Source organism: Streptomyces sp. NPDC056600 (assembly GCF_042792855.1).
Taxonomy (GTDB): domain Bacteria; phylum Actinomycetota; class Actinomycetes; order Streptomycetales; family Streptomycetaceae; genus Streptomyces.
On sequence record NZ_JBHTVQ010000022.1, the window covers coordinates 1 to 18,352 of the forward strand.

The 18,352-nt window shown below is 73.8% G+C and carries 12 protein-coding genes; 4 read left to right on the plus strand and 8 right to left on the minus strand.

The window, feature by feature from the left end; translation table 11 throughout:
* Positions 1-68: 68 nt before the first annotated feature.
* Entirely contained in the window at positions 69-422 is a 354-nt protein-coding gene (locus ACFRAV_RS13690; RefSeq protein WP_382554825.1) for a hypothetical protein, read from the minus strand.
* A 377-nt stretch (positions 423-799) separates the two neighbouring features.
* Here ACFRAV_RS13690 and ACFRAV_RS13695 point away from each other — a divergent pair, with 377 nt between their 5' ends.
* On the plus strand, positions 800-1,927 hold the full coding sequence (locus tag ACFRAV_RS13695; RefSeq protein WP_382554828.1) for an NlpC/P60 family protein: 1,128 nt from the start codon (positions 800-802) through the stop codon (positions 1,925-1,927).
* A 51-nt stretch (positions 1,928-1,978) separates the two neighbouring features.
* Here the strand turns inward: ACFRAV_RS13695 and ACFRAV_RS13700 are convergent, their stop codons facing one another.
* Positions 1,979-2,731 carry a LuxR C-terminal-related transcriptional regulator gene (locus ACFRAV_RS13700; RefSeq protein WP_382554831.1) on the minus strand — a complete coding sequence of 251 codons (753 nt, stop codon included), beginning with the start codon at positions 2,729-2,731 and terminating at the stop codon, positions 1,979-1,981.
* Positions 2,728-4,056: a PspC domain-containing protein gene (locus ACFRAV_RS13705; RefSeq protein ID WP_382554833.1), complete on the minus strand. Its 1,329-nt coding sequence runs from the start codon at positions 4,054-4,056 to the stop codon at positions 2,728-2,730. Before ACFRAV_RS13705 ends, ACFRAV_RS13700 begins: the two co-directional genes overlap by 4 nt.
* Positions 4,057-4,234: 178 nt before the next feature.
* On the opposite strand from ACFRAV_RS13705, the gene ACFRAV_RS13710 reads away from it, so the two are divergent.
* The 3 genes from ACFRAV_RS13710 (at position 4,235) to ACFRAV_RS13720 (ending at position 6,613) form a co-directional block, all read left to right on the plus strand.
* Positions 4,235-5,668, plus strand: coding sequence for a PspC domain-containing protein (locus ACFRAV_RS13710; protein WP_382554836.1), 1,434 nt, complete (start codon positions 4,235-4,237; stop codon positions 5,666-5,668).
* The gene (locus ACFRAV_RS13715) at positions 5,655-5,963 is read left to right on the plus strand and encodes a hypothetical protein (protein ID WP_382554838.1); all 309 of its coding nucleotides are present in this window, start codon (positions 5,655-5,657) and stop codon (positions 5,961-5,963) included. Before ACFRAV_RS13710 ends, ACFRAV_RS13715 begins: the two co-directional genes overlap by 14 nt.
* 278 nt (positions 5,964-6,241) lie before the next feature.
* Positions 6,242-6,613 carry a chorismate mutase gene (locus tag ACFRAV_RS13720; RefSeq protein ID WP_382554840.1) on the plus strand — a complete coding sequence of 124 codons (372 nt, stop codon included), beginning with the start codon at positions 6,242-6,244 and terminating at the stop codon, positions 6,611-6,613.
* Between the two features lie 537 nt (positions 6,614-7,150).
* Here ACFRAV_RS13720 and ACFRAV_RS13725 read toward each other — a convergent pair.
* The 5 genes from ACFRAV_RS13725 to ACFRAV_RS13745 all read right to left on the minus strand — a co-directional run bounded on the left by ACFRAV_RS13725 (position 7,151) and on the right by ACFRAV_RS13745 (position 18,190).
* Complete coding sequence (locus ACFRAV_RS13725) at positions 7,151-9,016, minus strand: GMC oxidoreductase (protein WP_382554981.1); 1,866 nt, start codon at positions 9,014-9,016, stop codon at positions 7,151-7,153.
* A gap of 289 nt (positions 9,017-9,305) precedes the next feature.
* Complete coding sequence (locus ACFRAV_RS13730) at positions 9,306-10,940, minus strand: succinic semialdehyde dehydrogenase (RefSeq protein ID WP_382554843.1); 1,635 nt, start codon at positions 10,938-10,940, stop codon at positions 9,306-9,308.
* Between the two features lie 164 nt (positions 10,941-11,104).
* The gene (locus tag ACFRAV_RS13735) at positions 11,105-12,883 is read right to left on the minus strand and encodes a protein kinase (RefSeq protein WP_382554844.1); all 1,779 of its coding nucleotides are present in this window, start codon (positions 12,881-12,883) and stop codon (positions 11,105-11,107) included.
* Positions 12,884-12,953: 70 nt separating this feature from the next.
* On the minus strand, positions 12,954-16,010 hold the full coding sequence (locus tag ACFRAV_RS13740; protein WP_382554847.1) for a serine/threonine protein kinase: 3,057 nt from the start codon (positions 16,008-16,010) through the stop codon (positions 12,954-12,956).
* 161 nt (positions 16,011-16,171) lie between these two features.
* On the minus strand, positions 16,172-18,190 hold the full coding sequence (locus ACFRAV_RS13745; protein ID WP_382554848.1) for a serine/threonine-protein kinase: 2,019 nt from the start codon (positions 18,188-18,190) through the stop codon (positions 16,172-16,174).
* Positions 18,191-18,352: the final 162 nt, after the last annotated feature.

Here is an 18,352-nt window from a genome sequence, read left to right on the forward strand (position 1 = left end):
CACGCTCGATGCGTGCGGGCCGTCCGCGTACCTGCCTCACCGGCGTCACCGGCGTCATCGGCGCCGGATCACGTCCACAGCACCGCGATGAAGATGTTCACCATGGTCAACGCGCCCACCAGGGCGAACTGCCCCTTGTCCACCCGCTCCTCGTCCCGCTTCACGTAGACCAGGCCGAGGATCACGATCAGCAGCAGCAGCTTGATGCCGATCTTGATGTGGTTGACCGAGCCGCCCTGGGCCTCGTTGAGGCCGACCAGCACGATGCCGGTGACCAGCATGGTGAGGGCGCCGTGCAGCATGCCCGGGGTGAAGCGGGCGGTGCCCTGACCGATGGCCTTCATCTGGTGGAAGAAGCCGCCGAGAAGCGCGGCGATTCCGATGATGTGAAGACCGACGAATATGTGCAGGAGAACGTCCATGGCGGGGAGCCTAGCCACCGCCGTCGAGGGCCTCGGCGGCGGGCCGCCCGTAGCACCCCGTCCGTCACATCCGCCCCATAAGTATGCATTCGGTCATCCCGCCCCACGGATTTACCAAGATCGAACCTGGGCTCGTCACCTCCGCACATCATCGTGACTCTTTGCATTCATCTGCGTACAAACCGTTACCGGACGGTGACGTACCGGATTAGCGTCCTCCTCCAGGTGCCCGACTCCCCCTCCGTCGTCCTGACCGGGACGGCGTCGGACACCGCATCGAAGGCTCCGGCGGCGGCCCGCCTCCCCTGTGCGGGTCGCCGCCGGATGCGTGACCGTCCCGCCCGGGGACGGGACGTACGGAAGGACATGGACTCGACGTGGCAGCGCACCGCAAACCCCCACAGCACAAGCGGAGCGGCAGCAGGGCACGTACCCTGCTCACCGCGGTTCTCGCGGGTGCGGCCGCGTCGGCGGGACTGGACGGAATCGGACACGCGGCGCCGAAGCCGACGCCGGAGCAGGTGCGCGAGGAGGTCGACCGGCTCTACCGGGAGGCCGAGGCGGCCACCGAGAAGTACAACGGTGCGAAGGAGCGGACCCAGGTCGCCGAACGGCGCGTCGACAAGCTGCAGGACGAGGCGGCCCGCCGCACCGAGGACCTCAACGCCGCCCGCGAGTCACTGGGGTCGGCCGCCGCCGCTCAGTACCGCTCGGGCAACGGGCTCGGCCCCACGATGCAGCTGGCGCTCTCCTCGGACCCGGACCGCTTCCTGCGGGACGCCGGGATGGCCGAGCGAGCCGGCGCCCTCCAGGCCACCGAGATCGCCTCCGTCTCCCGGCAGATCCACGAGCTGGACGAGGTGCGCGAGGAGGCCCGGACCGAACTGGAGAAGCTGCGGGACCAGCAGGAACGGGCGGAACGACACAAGAAGACCGTCACCACGAAACTGACCAAGGCCCGCCGCCTGCTCTCCCAGCTCACCGCCGAGGAGCGCCGGCGCCTGGCCGCCCGGACCGGCGGCGGCACCGCCGAAGGCCCGTCCCGGCAGAACGGCAACGGAACCGCTGTCGGAACCGGTGCCGGCACCGGAAACGGCTCCGCGGCCACCGGCCGGCAGACCTCCGGCGGTTCGGGCGGCAGGATCGCCGCGCCCAACTCGCGCACCGCGGCAGCCATCGCCTACGCCCAGCGGAAGCTCGGCAGCCCATACGTGTGGGGGGCCACCGGCCCCAACGCCTTCGACTGCTCAGGCCTCGTCCAGGCCGCCTACCGCTCCGCCGGCGTCTCGATCCCGCGCACCACCTACGCGCAGATCGGCGCCGGACAGCGCGTCACCCGGTCCCAGCTCCGCCCCGGCGACCTGGTGTTCTTCTACCCGGGGGTCACCCACGTGGGCATGTACATCGGCGACGGCAAGATGATCCACGCCCCCAACCCCTCGGCCCCGGTGCGCATCGCCCCGGTCGACGAGATGCCGTTCGCGGGAGCGACCCGGGTGGTGTGAGCGGGGCGGCCGGGTGACGGCCGGGCCGAGGTGACGGCCGGGCCGGGCCCCTCACACCAGTCGTCGCGCCGTGGCCCAGCGGGTCAGCTCGTGCCGGTTGGACAGCTGGAGCTTGCGGAGCACCGCCGACACGTGGGACTCCACCGTCTTCACCGAGATGAAGAGCTGCTTGGCGATCTCCTTGTAGGCGTACCCGCGGGCGATCAGCCGGAGCACCTCCCGTTCCCGCTGGGTGAGGCGGTCCAGGTCCTCGTCGACCGGCGGGGCGTCCGTCGAGGCGAAGGCGTCGAGGACGAAGCCCGCCAGCCGGGGGGAGAAGACGGCGTCGCCCTCCTGGACCCGGAAGATCGAGGCGACCAGGTCGGACCCGGTGATCGTCTTGGTGACGTAGCCACGGGCGCCGCCGCGGATGACGCCGATCACGTCCTCCGCGGCGTCGGAGACCGACAGGGCCAGGAACCGCACCGGACGCTCGGCGTCGGCCGCCAGCCCCGCGCACCGGCGCAGCACCTCGACACCGCCGCCACCGGGCAGATGGACGTCGAGCAGGACCACCTCGGGCCGGGTGGCGGTGATCACCTCGACGGCCTGGTCGACGTCGGCGGCCTCGCCCACCACCTCCACACCGGTGCGCTCCGTCTCGCCGATCTCGGCGCGCACCCCCGTGCGGAACATGCGGTGGTCGTCGACGAGCACGACCCTCACCCGGCGCCCGGTGTCCGGCGCGCCGCCCTGCTCCCCGCCGCCCCCCGCCGCCCCGTCGGCCGTGCCCTCTGCTCCGCCGGCTCCGGTCGCCTCGCTCATGACGTCTTCTCCGCCCTCTCCATCTCCAGTTCGACCTCGGTCCCTCCGTCGGGCGCGGCCCGAACCCGGGCCGTTCCGCCGTTGCGTTCCATCCGGCCGATGATCGACTCCCGGACGCCCATCCGGTCGGCGGGTATCGCGTCGAGGTCGAAGCCGGGGCCTCGGTCGCGGACGGACACGAAGACCGTCCTCCCCTCCACCTCGGCGTAGACCTGTACGGGCCCGCCGTCGCCACCGTACTTGGCGGCGTTCACCATGGCTTCCCGGGCGGCCTGGATCTGCGCGCCCAGTTTCTCGTCGAGCGGGCAGTCGCCGACGACCACGACCTCCAGCGGGACCCCGTGGTTGTCCTCCACCTCCGCGGCGGCGCCGCGGACCGCCTCGGCGAGCGTCTCCGGCTCCGCCTCCTCGTCCTTGCCCGAGCCCTCCGGCCGGTACAGCCAGGCGCGCAGCTCGCGCTCCTGGGCACGGGCCAGCCGGCGAACCTCGCCCGGGCTGTCGGCGTTGCGCTGGATCAGCGTCAGCGTGTGCAGGACCGAGTCGTGCACGTGGGCCGCCACCTCGGCGCGCTCCTGGGCCCGGATGCGCATCAGGCGCTCCGCGGAGAGGTCCTGCGTCATCCGCACCAGATAGGGACCGGCGAGCAGCGCCACCCCGACCAGGACGGCCAGCGCGGCCTGCAGCACCGAGCCGAGGTGGGCGGCCGACCCCTGCAGCACGAACATCCCCGAGACGCCGGCCGTCACCAGCAGGACTCCGGCCGCCGCGCGGGCGAGCGTCACCGTCCGCCGCCGGCGGCCCACCTCGACCCAGCGGGCCCGCCGCGCGTTGTCCGCCTGACGCCACACCAGGGCGACGCCGGCGCCGACCAGCACCGCGGGCCACAGGTAGGCCCGGGCGCCACCGCCCAGATCCACGCTGCCCACGAAGACCAGGGCGACCACGACCATCAGGAGGAGCGCGACCAGCTGGCCCCGGTCGGGCTTCCGCGGGGCCAGACGGCGGGGCGAGGAAGCTCCCGGCGCCGACGCGCCCCGCGGCTTCCCGCTGTCCGCGCCGCCCCTGACATCCGTGCCGCCCGGGCCGCCGAGGCCACCGACACCACCGACGCCCAGCGGCACGAAGAACCAGAAGGCCGCGTACAGCAGCGCGCCCATCCCCTGCGCCACGAACAGGCCCACGAAGGCCAGACGGACCCACGCCACGGGCAGCCCGAGGTGCCCGGCGAGCCCCCGCGCCACGCCCCCCAGCCAGCGTCCGTCGCCGCTGCGGTAGAGCTTGCGCGGCGGCCGCGGTTCGTCGAGTACTGCTGCGGCTTCCGGCATGCCCTGATCGTCACACGGCGCGGCCCCGAGGTCATCAGGGTCCACCCCCGAGACGTCCCTGATCCGGTCCACGGCGTGCCTCGAACAGTTCCCCCTGCACCGGTCCGGGGGCGATTTCAGGGTTCTCCCAGGGTCGTTCCCGCTCCCACGAAGCCGTCCCGCCCGTCACCATGAACACATGACGGATCACCACCACGCGCCGGCAGCCGCGTCCCCGGACGCGGAGCGGCGTCCCGGTGCGTCCGCGACCGATGCCGGGCCACCCGAGCAGGAGCCGCGGCCGCTGCGCCGGGACCGCCGCCACAAAGTGCTGGGCGGTGTCTGCGCGGGCCTGGGGCGGCACTGCGACATGGACCCGGTGATCTTCCGGATCACCCTCGCGGTGCTCTCGGCCACCGGCGGGATCGGTCTGGCCTTCTACGGCTTCGCCTGGCTCCTGGTCCCCTACGAGGACGAGGAGGAGAACGAGATCCGCCGTCTGCTCACCGGACGGGTGGACGGCCCCGCGCTGGCCTCCGTGCTGTTCGCGCTGGTGGGCTGCGGGGTGTTCCTCTCCATGCTCCGCAACGGAGGGCTGCTGACCTTCGGTGCGGTCCTCTCCCTGCTGCTGGCCGGCGCGGGCTACTGGTCCCGCCGCAGGACCGCCCCGGGGCCCGACCCGCTGGCCGCCCAGGCGGCCGCGGACGCCCCGCCGGAGGCGCAGGCTCCCCCGGTCGCGGCCTCCCTCCCCTCCTGGTGGCGGGAGCCGATCGTCAAGGACGGCACCTACGTCGGGGGCACGGGCTACCTCTGGGGCCCCTGGGACCTGGGGAAGGCTTCCGACCGCGACCTCGCGGCGGCCTTCGCCGTCTCCCGCAGTGCCGCGACCGCCACCGAGGACCGCACGGCCCGCCCGGAGGAGGAGGGGAGCGGCCGGAGCAAGGAAGGGGCCGGCCGCAGCAAGGTTCGCCCCCGTTCCCTCGGGGGGACGACGTTCCTGCTGGCCGTGGTGGCGGGTTCTCTGGCCACCGGTCTCACCTGGTCCGACGAGGCGCCGGTGACCGCCCTGCAACAGGGCCTGGCCTGCGCACTGCTCGTCTTCGGCGCCGGCTTGGTCGTCAGTTCCTTCCTGGGCCGGACGGGCGTGGGGACGATCTTCTGGAGCCTGGTCACCGCCGGCCTGCTCACGGTGACCGCAGCCCTCCCGCCGGACGCCGACGCGGACTGGATACGCGTGGAGTGGCAGCCCCACAACACCGCCGAGGTCCGCGAGAATTACCAGCTGGGAGCGGGCCTGGCCCGGCTGGACCTGACGGAGCTGCCGGTGAAGGACGGACGGACGGTGCCGGTGCGGGTCGAGTTGGGCGCCGGACGCCTCGAAGTGGTCGTCCCGGACGACGTGACGGTTCGGGCGAGGGTCGAGGTGGGCGTGGGCGACATCCACTCGCCGGCAGCCGTCGGCAAGGACACCGGCCCTGGAGGCGAGCTGCTCGAGGAGTACACGCTGCCCGCGCAGAGCGGCGGGGAGCGGAGCAGCACCGAGGACAGCAGGCGGGACGGGAAGGCGGGGACGCTCGATCTGTGGCTCGAGGTCGGCGCCGGGAGCGTGGAGGTGACCCGTGTGGCGTCATGAGTTCCAGCCGGGGCGCTGCATATCGGGCCTGGTCCTGGTCACCGCCGGTGTGCTCTACACGGGCGACGCCGCCGGGGAGTGGGAGGTTCCGTGGTTCGCGGCGATCCCCCTGGTCACCGTCGGGTTCTTCTTCGCCGCCGTGGCCGGGCTCACCGTCCACCTCATCCGCGGCGCACGACGGGACGCCCACGGCCGGCGCGGCCCCGCCGCGGACGACGGCGGCAGCGGCAGCGGCAGCGGCAGCAGTGGCGATACCGGTGACGGCCGGGGTGGGGGCGCCCACCTCGCGGGCTGAGTCGGGCAGGCGGCGCGGCCGTGAACTCCGGGTCTCACGATGCGAACCCCGGTGGAGACGACTCGCGTCCGCGGTCCATACTTGCCGCATGTCCGCATACTCGAGCTTCGCGTTTACCTATGGCACCCGGCCCGCCGGCTGCCATGGTCGTGTTGCTCACCGCGGATAACCGCAGAGCGACTTCCCAGGCGCCCCGGGCCGGCAAGGCCCGGGGCGCCTGTCGTTTCCCGGACCCGACCGGCGCCGGGGCCTCACCGCAGCAGACGGAGGAGACCCCCATGAGCATCAGCCCCACCACCACGCGCACGTCCGGCCCGTCGACCGCTTCCACGGACAGCCCGGCGTCCACGACGACCGTTACGGCCGTCGTCCCGGCCGTCGCCCCTGCCGCCGGCTCCGCGATCGATCCGGCCGCCGTCATCGCCGACGCCCGGTCGCGGATCGACGCGCTGGACGATCACATCCTGGGGCTGGTGCAGGAACGTATGGCCGTCTCGGCCGTCATCCAGCAGACCCGGATCTCCGCGGGCGGACGCCGAGTGAACCTGTCGCGTGAGATGGAGGTCCTCTCCCGCTACCGCGACGCGCTGGGCCGCCCGGGCACGTCCCTGGCGATGACCATCCTGGAACTCAGCCGCGGCCGCGTCTGAAGCCGCACCCACACGCGCACCCGCGCCGCGCCCCCGCCCGCACGCGCACGCACACCTGCGTTCGCCTCACCCCGGCCAGGGCGGGGCGGCCCCGGGACCACAACCGCCCCGGGCCGCCGCCCCGCCAAGAACCGCCGCGTCCTCGCCTCGCCCCCGCCCCGCGCCGCCCCGCCCCGCGCGCACACCGTCACCCGTCCGGGACCGTGACCGTCCGCCCGCGCGCTTCGTTTACCCGGTTGTCCGTGCCGGCCAGGCACGGCTCCCGAGAAAACCACGCGTGGCTTGCTGGAGCGGCGAGGCGTACGGATCACCATGCCGTGCGCCGTGGGACCGTCGCTCCAGGGTCGTGACCGGACGGCAGGGGACAGCAGCCCGGTCACCCAACAAAAAGCGGCCGGCTCCGGGGACGCCCGGAGCCGGCCGACGGGGCCGCCACCCACGGCCCCAGTCTGAGGGGTGTGCTGCGGAGCCGCGGCAGAGCGGTCAGGACCGCTCCACCTACCTCCGCCTACGCGGTGGTTCCCCCAGTCTCCACGGCTACTCGGTGCTCCCCGCGGCCTCCACCGCAGCCGGCGGGTCCGCCGGGCCCACCGGGTCCGCAGGGGCGGCCGGCTTCGGCATGGTGACCTCGGGCGTCGGGGCGTCCGCCCTCGGCGGCACCGTCGGCATCCCGAGGAACGGCAGCTTCAGTGCGGCGAAGGACTTCTCCGGCACCACCGGGGTCCGCGGCGGCACCGCCGACAGCCGCCGGTACGCCTCGCCCTGCGCCGGCCGCGGGTCGTCCTCGCCCTTGTTGGGCCAGAACGACATCGCCCGCTCGGCCTGTGCCGTGATGGTCAGTGACGGGTTGACGCCCAGGTTGGCGGAGACCGCCGAGCCGTCGACCACCGAGATCGCGGGGTGTCCGTACAGCCGGTGGTAGGGGTCGATGACGCCGGTCTCCGGCGAGTCGCCGATGGGGCAGCCACCGAGGAAGTGCGCGGTCAGCGGCATGCCGGTGAGCTCGCCGACGTTGCTGCCGGCGAAGCCGTTGATCTCCTCCGACAGCAGGGAGGCCGCCTCCACGGCCGCCTTGATCTGCTTCGGGTTGGGCGCACCGTGGCCCTGTCGGGCGGTGAGCAGCCCCTTGCCCAGGCCCTTGCGCTTGAGGTGGGTGGTGAGCGAGTTGTCGAGCGACTGCATGACCAGGCCGATGATGGTCCGCTCCGACCAGCGCCGGTTGGAGAGCGACCTCAAGGTCAGCAGGGGGTGGCGCAGTGAGTTGCCCAGCCAGCCCAGCAGCCGCGCGGTGCCGGTGTCCTTGGCCGCGTACGGCACCTGGAGGACGGTGAGGGCGCCCATGGCGTTGGAGCCCTTGCCGTAGCGCACCGGCTCGATGTGGGTGTTCGCGTCGGGGTGGATCGACGAGGTGATGGCGACGCCCTTGGTGAAGTCCGCCTTCGTCCCTCCGCCGACCCTGCGGTAGCGCCGGTCGTCGGTCTGCGCTCCCACCAGGGCCTCGGAGTTGGTGCGGGTGAGCATGCCGAGCTTGCCGGAGATGTGCGGCAGCTGCCCGCCTTCCTTCATGCGGTGCAGCAGCGTCTGGGTGCCGTAGGTGCCGGCGGCGATCACGACCTGGCGGGAGCGCAGGACGCGGCCTCGGTCGGCCCGCTTGCGGTCGGTGCCGGTGGTCTCGACGACGAGGCCGCCGTGGCCGTCCTCGGTGACGGACCGCACGGTGGTCATGGGGTGCACGGTCGCCCCGGCCTTCTCGGCGAGGTACAGGTAGTTCTCGTTGAGGGTGTTCTTGGCCCCGTGGCGGCAGCCCGTCATGCACTCGCCGCACTCGGTGCAGGCCTTGCGGGCGGGGCCGACGCCGCCGAAGTACGGGTCGGCGGCCTCCTGGCCGGGCCGCGCGGTGACGCTGCCGTCGGCGTCCTCGCCGTCACCGAAGAACACGCCCACCGGGGCGAGGTGGAAGCTGTCGCCCACGCCCATCCGCTCGGCGGTCGCCTTCAGGTGGACGTCGGACGGCGTCATGGTGGGGTTGAGCCGGACGCCGAGCATGCGCCGCGCCTGGTCGTAGTAGGGCGTGAGCTCGTCCTGCCAGTCCGTGATGTCCTTCCACTGGGGGTCCTCGAAGAAGGGCGTCGGCGGCACGTAGAGGGTGTTGGCGTAGTTCAGCGACCCGCCGCCCACGCCCGCGCCGGCCAGCACCATCACGTTGCCGAGCAGGTGGATGCGCTGGATGCCGTACATGCCCAGCTTGGGAGCCCACAGGAACTTCTTGAGGTCCCAGGAGTTCCGGGGCAGCGAGTCCCTGGTCCAGCGGCGGCCCGCCTCCAGGACGCCGACGCGGTACCCCTTCTCGGTGAGACGGAGCGCGGTGACGGAACCGCCGAAGCCGGAGCCGACGACGATCACGTCGTAGTCGTAGTCGTGGGGCGGACGGCCCTCGGTGCTGTCGGGAAGGCCGGCGGTCTTCTCCTGCGAAGCGTTCTCCTGCGACACGTGCGCGCTCCTCACTGAGAACGGTTGACCGGGAACGGTCAATAACCGGGACGGTCACGAACCCGGGCGGGCGGTGGATACGGCGGGCGATGGGTACGGCGGCGGCGGACTGCCGGGGCGGACGGTGGCCGCCCGGTGCGAGCAGGCGGCGGGCGGCGGGCGGGGCCGGTGGTCCGGGGACGCGGCCCCGCCCGGTGCGCGGTCAGCGGATGCGGAAGGCCTTCATCAGCTTCAGGCCGACGGTGAGCACGTTCGCGTACTGCTCGTCGCTCAGGCCGAACGACGGCGCCAGCGGCATCACCCGCTGCACGGCGACGGTCTGCGCCTCGGTGTACTTGAGGATGCCCTCCGAGCCGTGGCGGCGGCCGAGGCCCGAGTCCTTCATACCGCCCATCGGCGACCGGGCGCTTCCGTAGGCCGGCGCGAAGCCCTCGTTGATGTTGACGGTGCCGGTCTGGAGCCGGGCCGCGATGCGCCGTGCGCGGCGGGTGTCCTTGGACCAGACCGAGGAGTTGAGTCCGTACTCGGTGCCGTTGACCCGCTCGACGGCCTCGTCGGGGTCGTTGAAGCGGTAGACGGAGACGACCGGACCGAAGGTCTCCTCGGAGCAGACCGCCATGGGGGCCTCGACGCCGTCCAGGACGGTCGGCTCGTAGAAGTAGGGGCCGACGTCCGGCCGGGCGACGCCGCCGGTGAGCACCCGGGCGCCCTTGGCGACCGCGTCCTCGACGTGCCGGGTGACGGTCTCCAGCTGGCGCTCGCTGACCAGGGAGCCCATGTCGGCGCCGTAGCCGATGAAGTTGCCCAGCCGCACCGCGCGGGTGCGCGCGACGAAGCGCTCGAGGAAGGCGTCGGCCACCGCCTCGTGGACGAAGATCCGCTCGATGGAGATGCAGAGCTGGCCGGCGGTCGAGAAGCAGGCGCGGACGGCGCCCTCGGCGGCCTTGTCCAGGTCGGCGTCCTCCAGGACCACCATGGCGTTCTTGCCGCCGAGTTCCAGCGAGACGCCGACCAGGCGGGCGGCCGCACGTTCGGCGACCTCGCGGCCGGTGCGGGTGGAGCCGGTGAACGAGACGTAGTCGGCGTGCCGCACCACCTCGGGTCCGACCACCGGGCCCTCGCCGAGGACGACCTGCCAGACGTCGGCGGGCAGTCCCGCCTCGATCAGCACCTCGCGGGCCCACAGGGCGGTCAGCGCGGTCTCGGTGTCCGGCTTCATCACCACGGCGTTGCCCGCGGCGAACGCGGGCAGCGCGTCGCCGACGGACAGCTCCAGCGGGTAGTTCCACGGGGCGATCTGGCCGATCACGCCGCGCGGGTGGCGCAGCTCCTCGACCTTGGTGAGCAGCGGCACCGCGCCCAGGTGGCCCTTGGGGGCCAGGTAGGCGGGTGCCTTGCGTCCGTAGTGGCGGGCGGCCATGGCGACGGCCTGCAGCTCCTCGTGGGCGTGCAGGCGGGCCTTGCCGGTCTCTGCCTGGACGATGTCGAGGATCTCGCCCTGCCGCTGGAGCACCAGGTCGTGGAAGCGCAGCAGGACGGCGGCGCGGCGCCGTACGGGCACGGCGGCCCATGCCTGCTGGGCCACGCGGGCCCGCGCGAACGCCTCCTCGACCTCCGCCACGGAGGATTCCGGCAGCTCGGCGAGCCGCTCACCGGTGAACGGGCTGTGGTTGTACGTCCGGCCGGAGCCGGCCACGCCCTTGGTCAGCCGGGCCGCCAGTTCCGGCGTGACCGCCTCCCCGACGGCACGCGCGCCGGACGGGGCGGCGGCCACCGGATTGGCGCCGACGCCGTTGTGGTCTGTCTCCCGTGCCTGCGAGGCCTGCGTGTCCGTCATGAGGCGCAGGGTATGACGGCCGAAACACTTTGGGTACCCATCGGTAACCCCCCTTCACGTCGTGATCACATTGTGCCAGTGATCGCTGGCACAAAAGCGCTGATCAGGGGTTGTGTGACGGGAGACGCGTCCGTGGAAGTCTTTTCGGCGGCAGGCCCGGCATGTCAGGCCGGATCGAACTCCAGGGCCTCGATCACGTGCCGCGCCACTTCCCTGCCGCGTTCGGTGACGTCACCCTTGCCCGGATAGAGGATCACTGCCCGGTACATCTCGTTCTTGCTGTTCTCGTAGTAGAAGATCCGCATCTCCACCGGGCGCGGGTTGTTGTACTCGGTGCTCTTGAACCTGACCGTGTTCTCGGCGGCCGGGTGGCCCTGGTGCTCCTGATCGGCCGCGGGGCGGGTCTCCGGCTTCTCGGGCATCTGGAAGTCGGACTCGCCGGACTTCGCGAACTGTTCGTTCTCCGCGTACATCTGGGCCTGCGGACTGGCGGCGACGTCCTGGAGGCTGTTCTCCGGGGAGTACCGCTCGATCTCCACCATGATGACGCCGCTGGGGTCGGTGTACCTCACCCACTCCTCGTCCTCGTCCTGCTTCGGGTGGGTGACCTGGTACGCGCCGGGGACGCTGACGGTGAGGCCGAGGGCCTTCTGCGGGCGCGGCTTCCAGTCGTCCGGCAGGGACCCGCCGAAGGGATCGGTGAGCACCAGCCAGGTCGCCATCGCCGCGGCCACCACGGCGGCCACCGCGCCGAACAGCACCTTGCGCGGCACCCACACGCCGCCGGCGCGCGGGGACGCGGGACGCGGCGGGGCCGGCGGCACCGGGGGACGCAGCGCCGCCTCCAGCAGGCGGCGCGCGCCCGCGTGGTCGAGCCGGTGCGCGGGGTCCTTGCGCAGCAGTCCGGTGATCACCTCGGTGAGCGGGCCGGGGACGCCGGTGGGCGCGGGCGGCTCCGCGTTGAGGACGGCCTGCAGGGTGGCCGGGACGTTGCTGCGGCGGAACGGCGAGACGCCCTGGGTCGCCGCGTAGAGCACCACGCCCAGCGACCACAGGTCGGAGGCCTCCCCGGGGCGCTGCCCCAGCACCCGCTCGGGGGCGACGTACTCGGGGGAGCCGACGAAGGCGCCGGTGTCGGTGAGGCTGGTGTCGCCCTCGGCCTGGGCGATGCCGAAGTCGGTGAGCACGACCCGGTCGTGGTTGCCGAGCAGCACGTTCTCCGGCTTGACGTCCCGGTGCAGGATCCGCGCCGTGTGCACGGCCTCCAGCGCGCCCAGCACCTCGAGGCCGATCCGGGCCGCCTCGGGGGCGCCGAGCGTGCCCTCCCGCAGGATGTCGCCCAGGGAGCGGCCGCGCACCAGCTCCATCACGATCCACGGCCGGCCGTCGACCAGCGCCACGTCGTGAACGTTGACCACGGCGGGGTGGTCGGTGCGGGCGGCGGTGGTGGCCTCCCGCCGCATCCTGGTGTACAGGTTCTCCTGCTCGGCGGCGGGGAGGTGGTCCGGGACCCGGGGTTCCTTGACCGCGACCTCGCGGCCCACCGTCTCGTCCGTGGCCCGCCAGACGGTGCCCATGCCGCCGTGGCCGAGGCGGGAGAGCAGCCGGTACCGGCCCGCGATCAGCCGTCCCGCGCCGGGTTCCTGCGCGCCGGACTGCTGCGGCACCGCCTGGGTGGGCGTCTGCGGATGGGGCTGGGCCTGCGACGGGTACGGCGGAACCGGCCCGTGCGCCGCGGCCTGCTGCGGCATGGGCCGTACCGGAGGCTGCGACGCTGCGGCCCGCGCCGCCTGCCGGTCGACCTGCCGGTCCGCGGGATGCGGCGGGTGCTGCCCGGCCGCGTACGGTGACTGCGGGCGGCCGGCGGCCCGGGGTGCGGGCGGCTGCAGGCCGTAGCTGGTCGGTTCCTCGGGCCGGTTTCCGGCTCCCCCGTTGCTGCTCATGACACATCCCTATCGCGGCGGACCCCCACGGGGCCACAGCCTGCGGAGGGTGGTCACACAGCCGTGACCGTCAGCGGACGTACTCGTAGGTCGCGGACGCCTGCTCGAAGAGCCTGGTCACCTGGTCCTTCTCCGCCTCGGGACCGCGCAGCTGCACCACGTGGTAGCGGCCGCCGTCGAGGATCGCCAGGTTGCGCACGAAGAGCTTGCGGCCCTGGTCGTCGGTCCAGGTGAACTCGCCCTCGGCCATGACCTTGCCGCCCACCTCGATGCGGCGCAGCCCGCCGGAGCCGGCCCAGGTGGAGTCGCGGTAGGGCTGAAGCTCCGGCTCGTGCTCCTGCTGGTAGACCTGCGGGTCGCGGCCGTACTGCTCGGCGCTGTCCCGGCCCGGCACCACGATCAGCCGGAAGTCGCCCTTGGAGAACACCACTTGGCCCCGTCCGTTACGGGGTGCCCGCTGCCAGCCGCTCGCCACGGCGACCTGGAAGCCCTCGGGGTCCTTGCGCAGAGTGAAGCCCTCCGCCACCTCTCCGCCGGCCTCGCCGGCCTCGCCGGAGGACTCGGCCGGAGCCTTCTTGGAGGGGGACGCGGACGGGGTGCGCTTCTCGTCGGGGTCCTTGGCCTCCTCGGAGCCCCCGGTGTCCTCGGTCGGCGTCGTGTCCGCGGGGAACGAGTTGCCGGAACGGTCCTGACCGCCCGCCTGCTCCCCGGACCTGGGCATGAAGAACATCGCGTAGGCGATCGCGCCGGCCAGCAGGAGCAGGACCAGGGTCAGCAGCGTCCGGCCGAGCTTGCGCGGCGAACGCTCGGGGTCCCGCGGCTCCGGCCGGTCCATGCGGTCGACGCGCTCCGCGCGTGCGGAGCGGGCCGTCCGGTCCGCTCCGGCACGGCGGTGCCGGGCGCGCGATGCCGCCGCGTCACGGCGGGCGTCACGGCGGCGGCGCACCAGCTCGCCCTTGCGGCGCACCATCGGCAGCCGCTCGGGGTCGGCCGGCGGCAGCGCGACCAGGTGCGCGCCCGCCTCCGGCTCGGGCGCGGACCGCACCAGGGAACGCAGCCAGCCGCCGAGCTCCTCGATGTCGGGCCGGTCGGTCGGGTCCTGACGCAGCAGCGACTCCACGACGGGCCGCAGGGGCCCGCACTCCTCGGCGAACGCCGGGGGTTCGGAGCACACCAGCTGCACCAGCTCGGCGGTGGAGTCCTCGGGGTACGGGGCGTGCCCCTGGACGGAGCGGAACAGCAGCGCGCCCAGCGCCCACAGGTCCGTGGCGGGGCCGACGGGCGCGGCCAGCTGCCAGTGGTCGTGGACCGGGTGGGCCTGCTCGGGCGCCCACCGCTCGGTGACCGCGCCGACCACCGTCATCCGCGCCTGCCGGGCGCGTTCGGCGGCGAGGGGGGTCGCCGGGCCGCGGCGCGGAGCCGAGGGCGCGGGCGTCGCAGGGGACGCGGACGGCGCTCCCGGCGCGGACGCGGACACCGGCCCCCCGGACGAGGACGCGGACCCGGCCGAAGGCGCGAGTTCCGACGACGCCGCCTCGGGCAGGGCAGCGGGCATCGGTGCCGCGGGCGGCAGGGGAGCCGGCGCGGGCAGGGGCTGCCGGGCCTGCAGCGGCACGGGAGCGATGGCCGGGCGGGACCCCGGCCCGGCGGAGGGCGGGGAGTCCGGTGAGGCCGGCCACGTCGCGGGCGCGCCGCTGCGCGGGGTCGCGCCGTGCCAGGCGGGGCGTCCCTGGACGCCGTACGGGTCCGCGATCCGGCCGGGCGGGTTGCCCTGTTCCTGCGAGGCGGGCGCCCCCTCGACCGGCGTGCGCGCGCCCGGCAGCGCCGGACGGTCGCCGCCGCGTTCCTGGAGGGCCTCCCGCTGGGCCGCGCGGGCCTCCTCCACCCGGGCGGCGGCCGCGCGGACACCGTCCCGGTAGGCGGCGGCCGAGCCCGACGAGGGTCCGCGCCCCGGCTCGCCGTTCGGCCCGGAACCGGCCGGTGCGGGCCAGTAGGGCGGGACCGGGTTGGGGGACCAGCCGTCGGAGGAGGGTGAGGGGGCGGGCAGACCGGCGGCGGGAAGCGCACCGGCGGACGCCGACGCCTCGAGCTCCGTGCCACGAGCCCGGGACTCGGCCCCGTACGACCCGGCACCGAACGTCCCGACACCTGACGTCCCGACACCTGACGTCCCGACACCTGACGTCCCGACACCTGACGTCCCGGCACCTGACGTCCCGGAGCCGTACGACCCGGCCTCGGACGTCCCGGAGCGGTACGGCCCAGAGCCGTACTCCCCGGAGCCTGTCGGCCCGGTGCCGTACCCCCCGGCCCCTGTCGTCCCGGTGCCGTACGCCCCGGCCTCGGTGCCGTACGCCGCGGCGCCGTACGTCTCGTGCCCGGCGGCACCGGCCGTCCCCGATCCCGGCCCCAACTCACGGGCGCCGGCACCGGAACCGGCATCGACCCCGGCACCGCCGTCGGCCCCGAAGGTCTCGGGCTCCGCGCCGGGCGGTTCGGGGGCGTCCAGCGGCGGCGTCTCCGGCGGGACGGGGTCGTACCCGCAGAGCGCCTCCTCTGCGGCGCCGGCGGCGAGACCGGTGAGGACCACCCGCCCGTCCTCGCAGACCACGACGGTGCGCGGCGTGATGTTGCGGTGCACCCAGCCGTGACCGTGCAGCACCCGGATCGCCATCAGCAGGTCGGCGGCGACCTCGGCCGCACGGTACGGCGTCAGCGTCCGCTCGGCGAGCAGGTCGCCCAGCGGACGCCCGGGCACCGCCTCGCCGACCACCCACAGCGAGCCGCCCTCGGCGAACACGTCGTAGACCTGGTCGAGCCGGGGATGGTCGGCGATCCTGGCCGCCTCCCGGGCGGCCTCCAAGGCGCGCCGCACCGCCGGTTCGGCCGGCTCCCCGTCCTCGCGGCCGCCGCGCCCGTAAGCCGCGCTGTACCCCTCGGGCAGGCCGTCCGCGTCGAGCACCTCGGCCTCGACGACCTCGGGCAGCGGGATCTGACGGACCCGCACCTCCTGCCCGCTGTACGTGTCGAACGCCAGGCTCTCGGCGAGGTCGTAGCGGTCCTCGCCGGAGGGGTGCACGGGCAGGCGATAGCGATCGGCGAGTATCCGTCCCGCGTAGTCGTCCACCACACCCTCCCCGCTCCGCCCGGCCGGTCAAATCCGTTCGGTGTGCGCCGCGTTCCGGCCGTTCTGCCGTATGCGTACGGTCCGCGCTGGTTCACGATACGTGCCATGGCCGACACATGCCGCTCGGATGCGACATCCGGCCGTGCCACGATTCTGCGCGCTCAGGACTTCGGCTTGAAGGTGGCTGCCAGGGTGGCCCAGGTCTTCTTGCGCAGCTCGCCGTCCCAGTCGGCGGCCGGCGTCGTGTACATGAGCGCGTAGCCCTGGGTCGGACTCACCACGAAGCCGCGGTCGACGGTGCGCTGCTTGGTGCCGCTCCCGTCGACGTAGGTGAACTCCCAGTCGGCCGCCTCCCAGCCGCGGTAGTCCACCCCCGCTATCCGGATCCGCCGATACTGGTCGCGCACCATGGACTTCTCCAGCTGCTTCCAGTCGGCGACCGCGTCGTCCTTGGGGGTGCTGGTCCAGCCGATCAGCAGCTGCTGGCCGTCGGGGCCGGAGAAACGGTCACCGGCCGGGGATGTGGAGCGGTAGCGCCAGCCGGAGGGGAGGCCGACGGTGTACCCCTGCGCCGCCCGGTAGGTGGTCGTCTTCAGGAGGTCGTCGCTCTTGCCGGACCCCTTGCCCTTGTCCTCGCCGCCCTTGTCCTCGCCCTTGTCGTCGGCCTTGCCGCCCTTGTCGTCCTTCGCTCCGTCGTCGGCGCCCGAGGAGGCGGTGTCGCCGGGCTCGTCGGAGGCGTCGGCGGAACCGCTCTTCCTCCCGCCCGGATCGGGCTCGCCGCTGGCGGCCACGCCGCCCCCGCCGGACTTCTCCGAGTCCCCGCCGAGCGTGTTGACGAGCACGGCGATCAGCAGCACGAGGGCCGCCACCACGGCGACGGCGACCAGCACCGACTGTCGGGAGAACACGTCGCCCAGCGAGCCGCGGGGCTTCACGGGCCCGGACGGGGCGGGCCGGTCCGCCATGTCGGAGGGCGTGCTCATCAGGGGCCAGCCCGGACGGGCGGCCGGGGTGTCGGTCGGCGTCGCGGCCGGACCCGGCACCGAGGCCGCACCACCGGAGGCGGAGGACGCACCGGACGCGGAGGACGCGGAGGAGGCGCCGGACGCGGAGGACGCGGCGGGCGTGCCGGTCGGCGTGGACGCGGCTCCGGCGGCGGCACCCGCGGCCGCCCCGGCGGCGCCTGCGGCTCCGGCCGCCCTCGCGCCCGGTCCGGCGGCGGGCCGCGGCGTGGTGCCGGTGACGGGCAGCGCGGCCGAGCCCTTGCGCTCCTCGGGCAGCGGGACGGTCCGCACGGCGTCCACGGGGGTGGACTCGGCCTCGGCCGCCGTCCCGGAGACCACCGCGCCGAGCAGTGCCCGCGCCTTGGCGTCGTCCAGCCGCTTGGCGGGGTCCTTCTCCAGCAGTCCGAAGATGACCTCGCGCAGCGGCCCGGCGTGGCGCGGCTCGTCGACCGGTTCGGTCATCACCGCGGTGAGCGTGGCGATGGCGGAGCCCTTGTCGTACGGCGGCACGCCCTCGACCGCGGCGTACAGCAGGCCGCCCAGCGACCACAGGTCGGCGGCGGGCCCCGGCTTGTGCCCACGGGCGCGCTCCGGGGAGATGTAGGAGGGCGCGCCGACCAGCATGCCGGTGGAGGTGAGCGAGGGGTCGCCCTCGATCTGGGCGATGCCGAAGTCGGTGAGGACCACCCGGCCGTCCTCGGACATCAGCACGTTGGACGGCTTCACGTCACGGTGCAGGATGCCCTCGCGGTGCGCGGAGCGCAGCACGTCCAGGACGGCGAGGCCGACCTCGGCGGCGCGGCGGGGGTTGAGCGTGCCGTCCTCGCGGATCACCTCGGCGAGGGACTTGCCGTCGACCATCTCCATCACGATCCACGGGCGGTCGTCCTCGTCGACCACGTCGTAGACCGTCACCGCGCTGGTGTTGCGGATGCGCGCGATCGCCTTGGCCTCGCGCAGTGTCCGGGTGATCAGCCTGCGCTTCTCGTCGTCGTCGATGCTGACCGGGAACCGCAGTTCCTTGACCGCGACCGTCCGGCCCAGCGTCTCGTCCTTGGCCCGCCAGACCGTGCCCATGCCGCCTCGGCCGACGACCGACTCCAGCCGGTAACGACCGGCGAGGAGACGTCCGGTCCTGTCCTGACGAGGTGTCCCCGCCCGCTCCGTCTCCGACATGCGTCCCCTCATGCAACCCGCCCTGACAGAGCCTCCATTGTCCCTCACCCGACCAGCGGGCGGGTCGCCGGGTGCCCGGTGAACCCGTGTGCCGTGCTTACCCGATGACGGGCTGCCACCACACGTCTACCCACGCACCCGGCCACCCTCTCCACTCTTCTT

Coding starts and splice junctions, on each gene's coding strand:
- ACFRAV_RS13705 (WP_382554833.1), bottom strand. CDS start 4,056: ATGCCGGAAGCCGCAGCAGTACTCGACGAACCGCGGCCGCCGCGCAAG.
- ACFRAV_RS13710 (WP_382554836.1), top strand. CDS start 4,235: ATGACGGATCACCACCACGCGCCGGCAGCCGCGTCCCCGGACGCGGAG.
- ACFRAV_RS13700 (WP_382554831.1), bottom strand. CDS start 2,731: ATGAGCGAGGCGACCGGAGCCGGCGGAGCAGAGGGCACGGCCGACGGG.
- ACFRAV_RS13730 (WP_382554843.1), bottom strand. CDS start 10,940: ATGACGGACACGCAGGCCTCGCAGGCACGGGAGACAGACCACAACGGC.
- ACFRAV_RS13745 (WP_382554848.1), bottom strand. CDS start 18,190: ATGTCGGAGACGGAGCGGGCGGGGACACCTCGTCAGGACAGGACCGGA.
- ACFRAV_RS13735 (WP_382554844.1), bottom strand. CDS start 12,883: ATGAGCAGCAACGGGGGAGCCGGAAACCGGCCCGAGGAACCGACCAGC.
- ACFRAV_RS13720 (WP_382554840.1), top strand. CDS start 6,242: ATGAGCATCAGCCCCACCACCACGCGCACGTCCGGCCCGTCGACCGCT.
- ACFRAV_RS13690 (WP_382554825.1), bottom strand. CDS start 422: ATGGACGTTCTCCTGCACATATTCGTCGGTCTTCACATCATCGGAATC.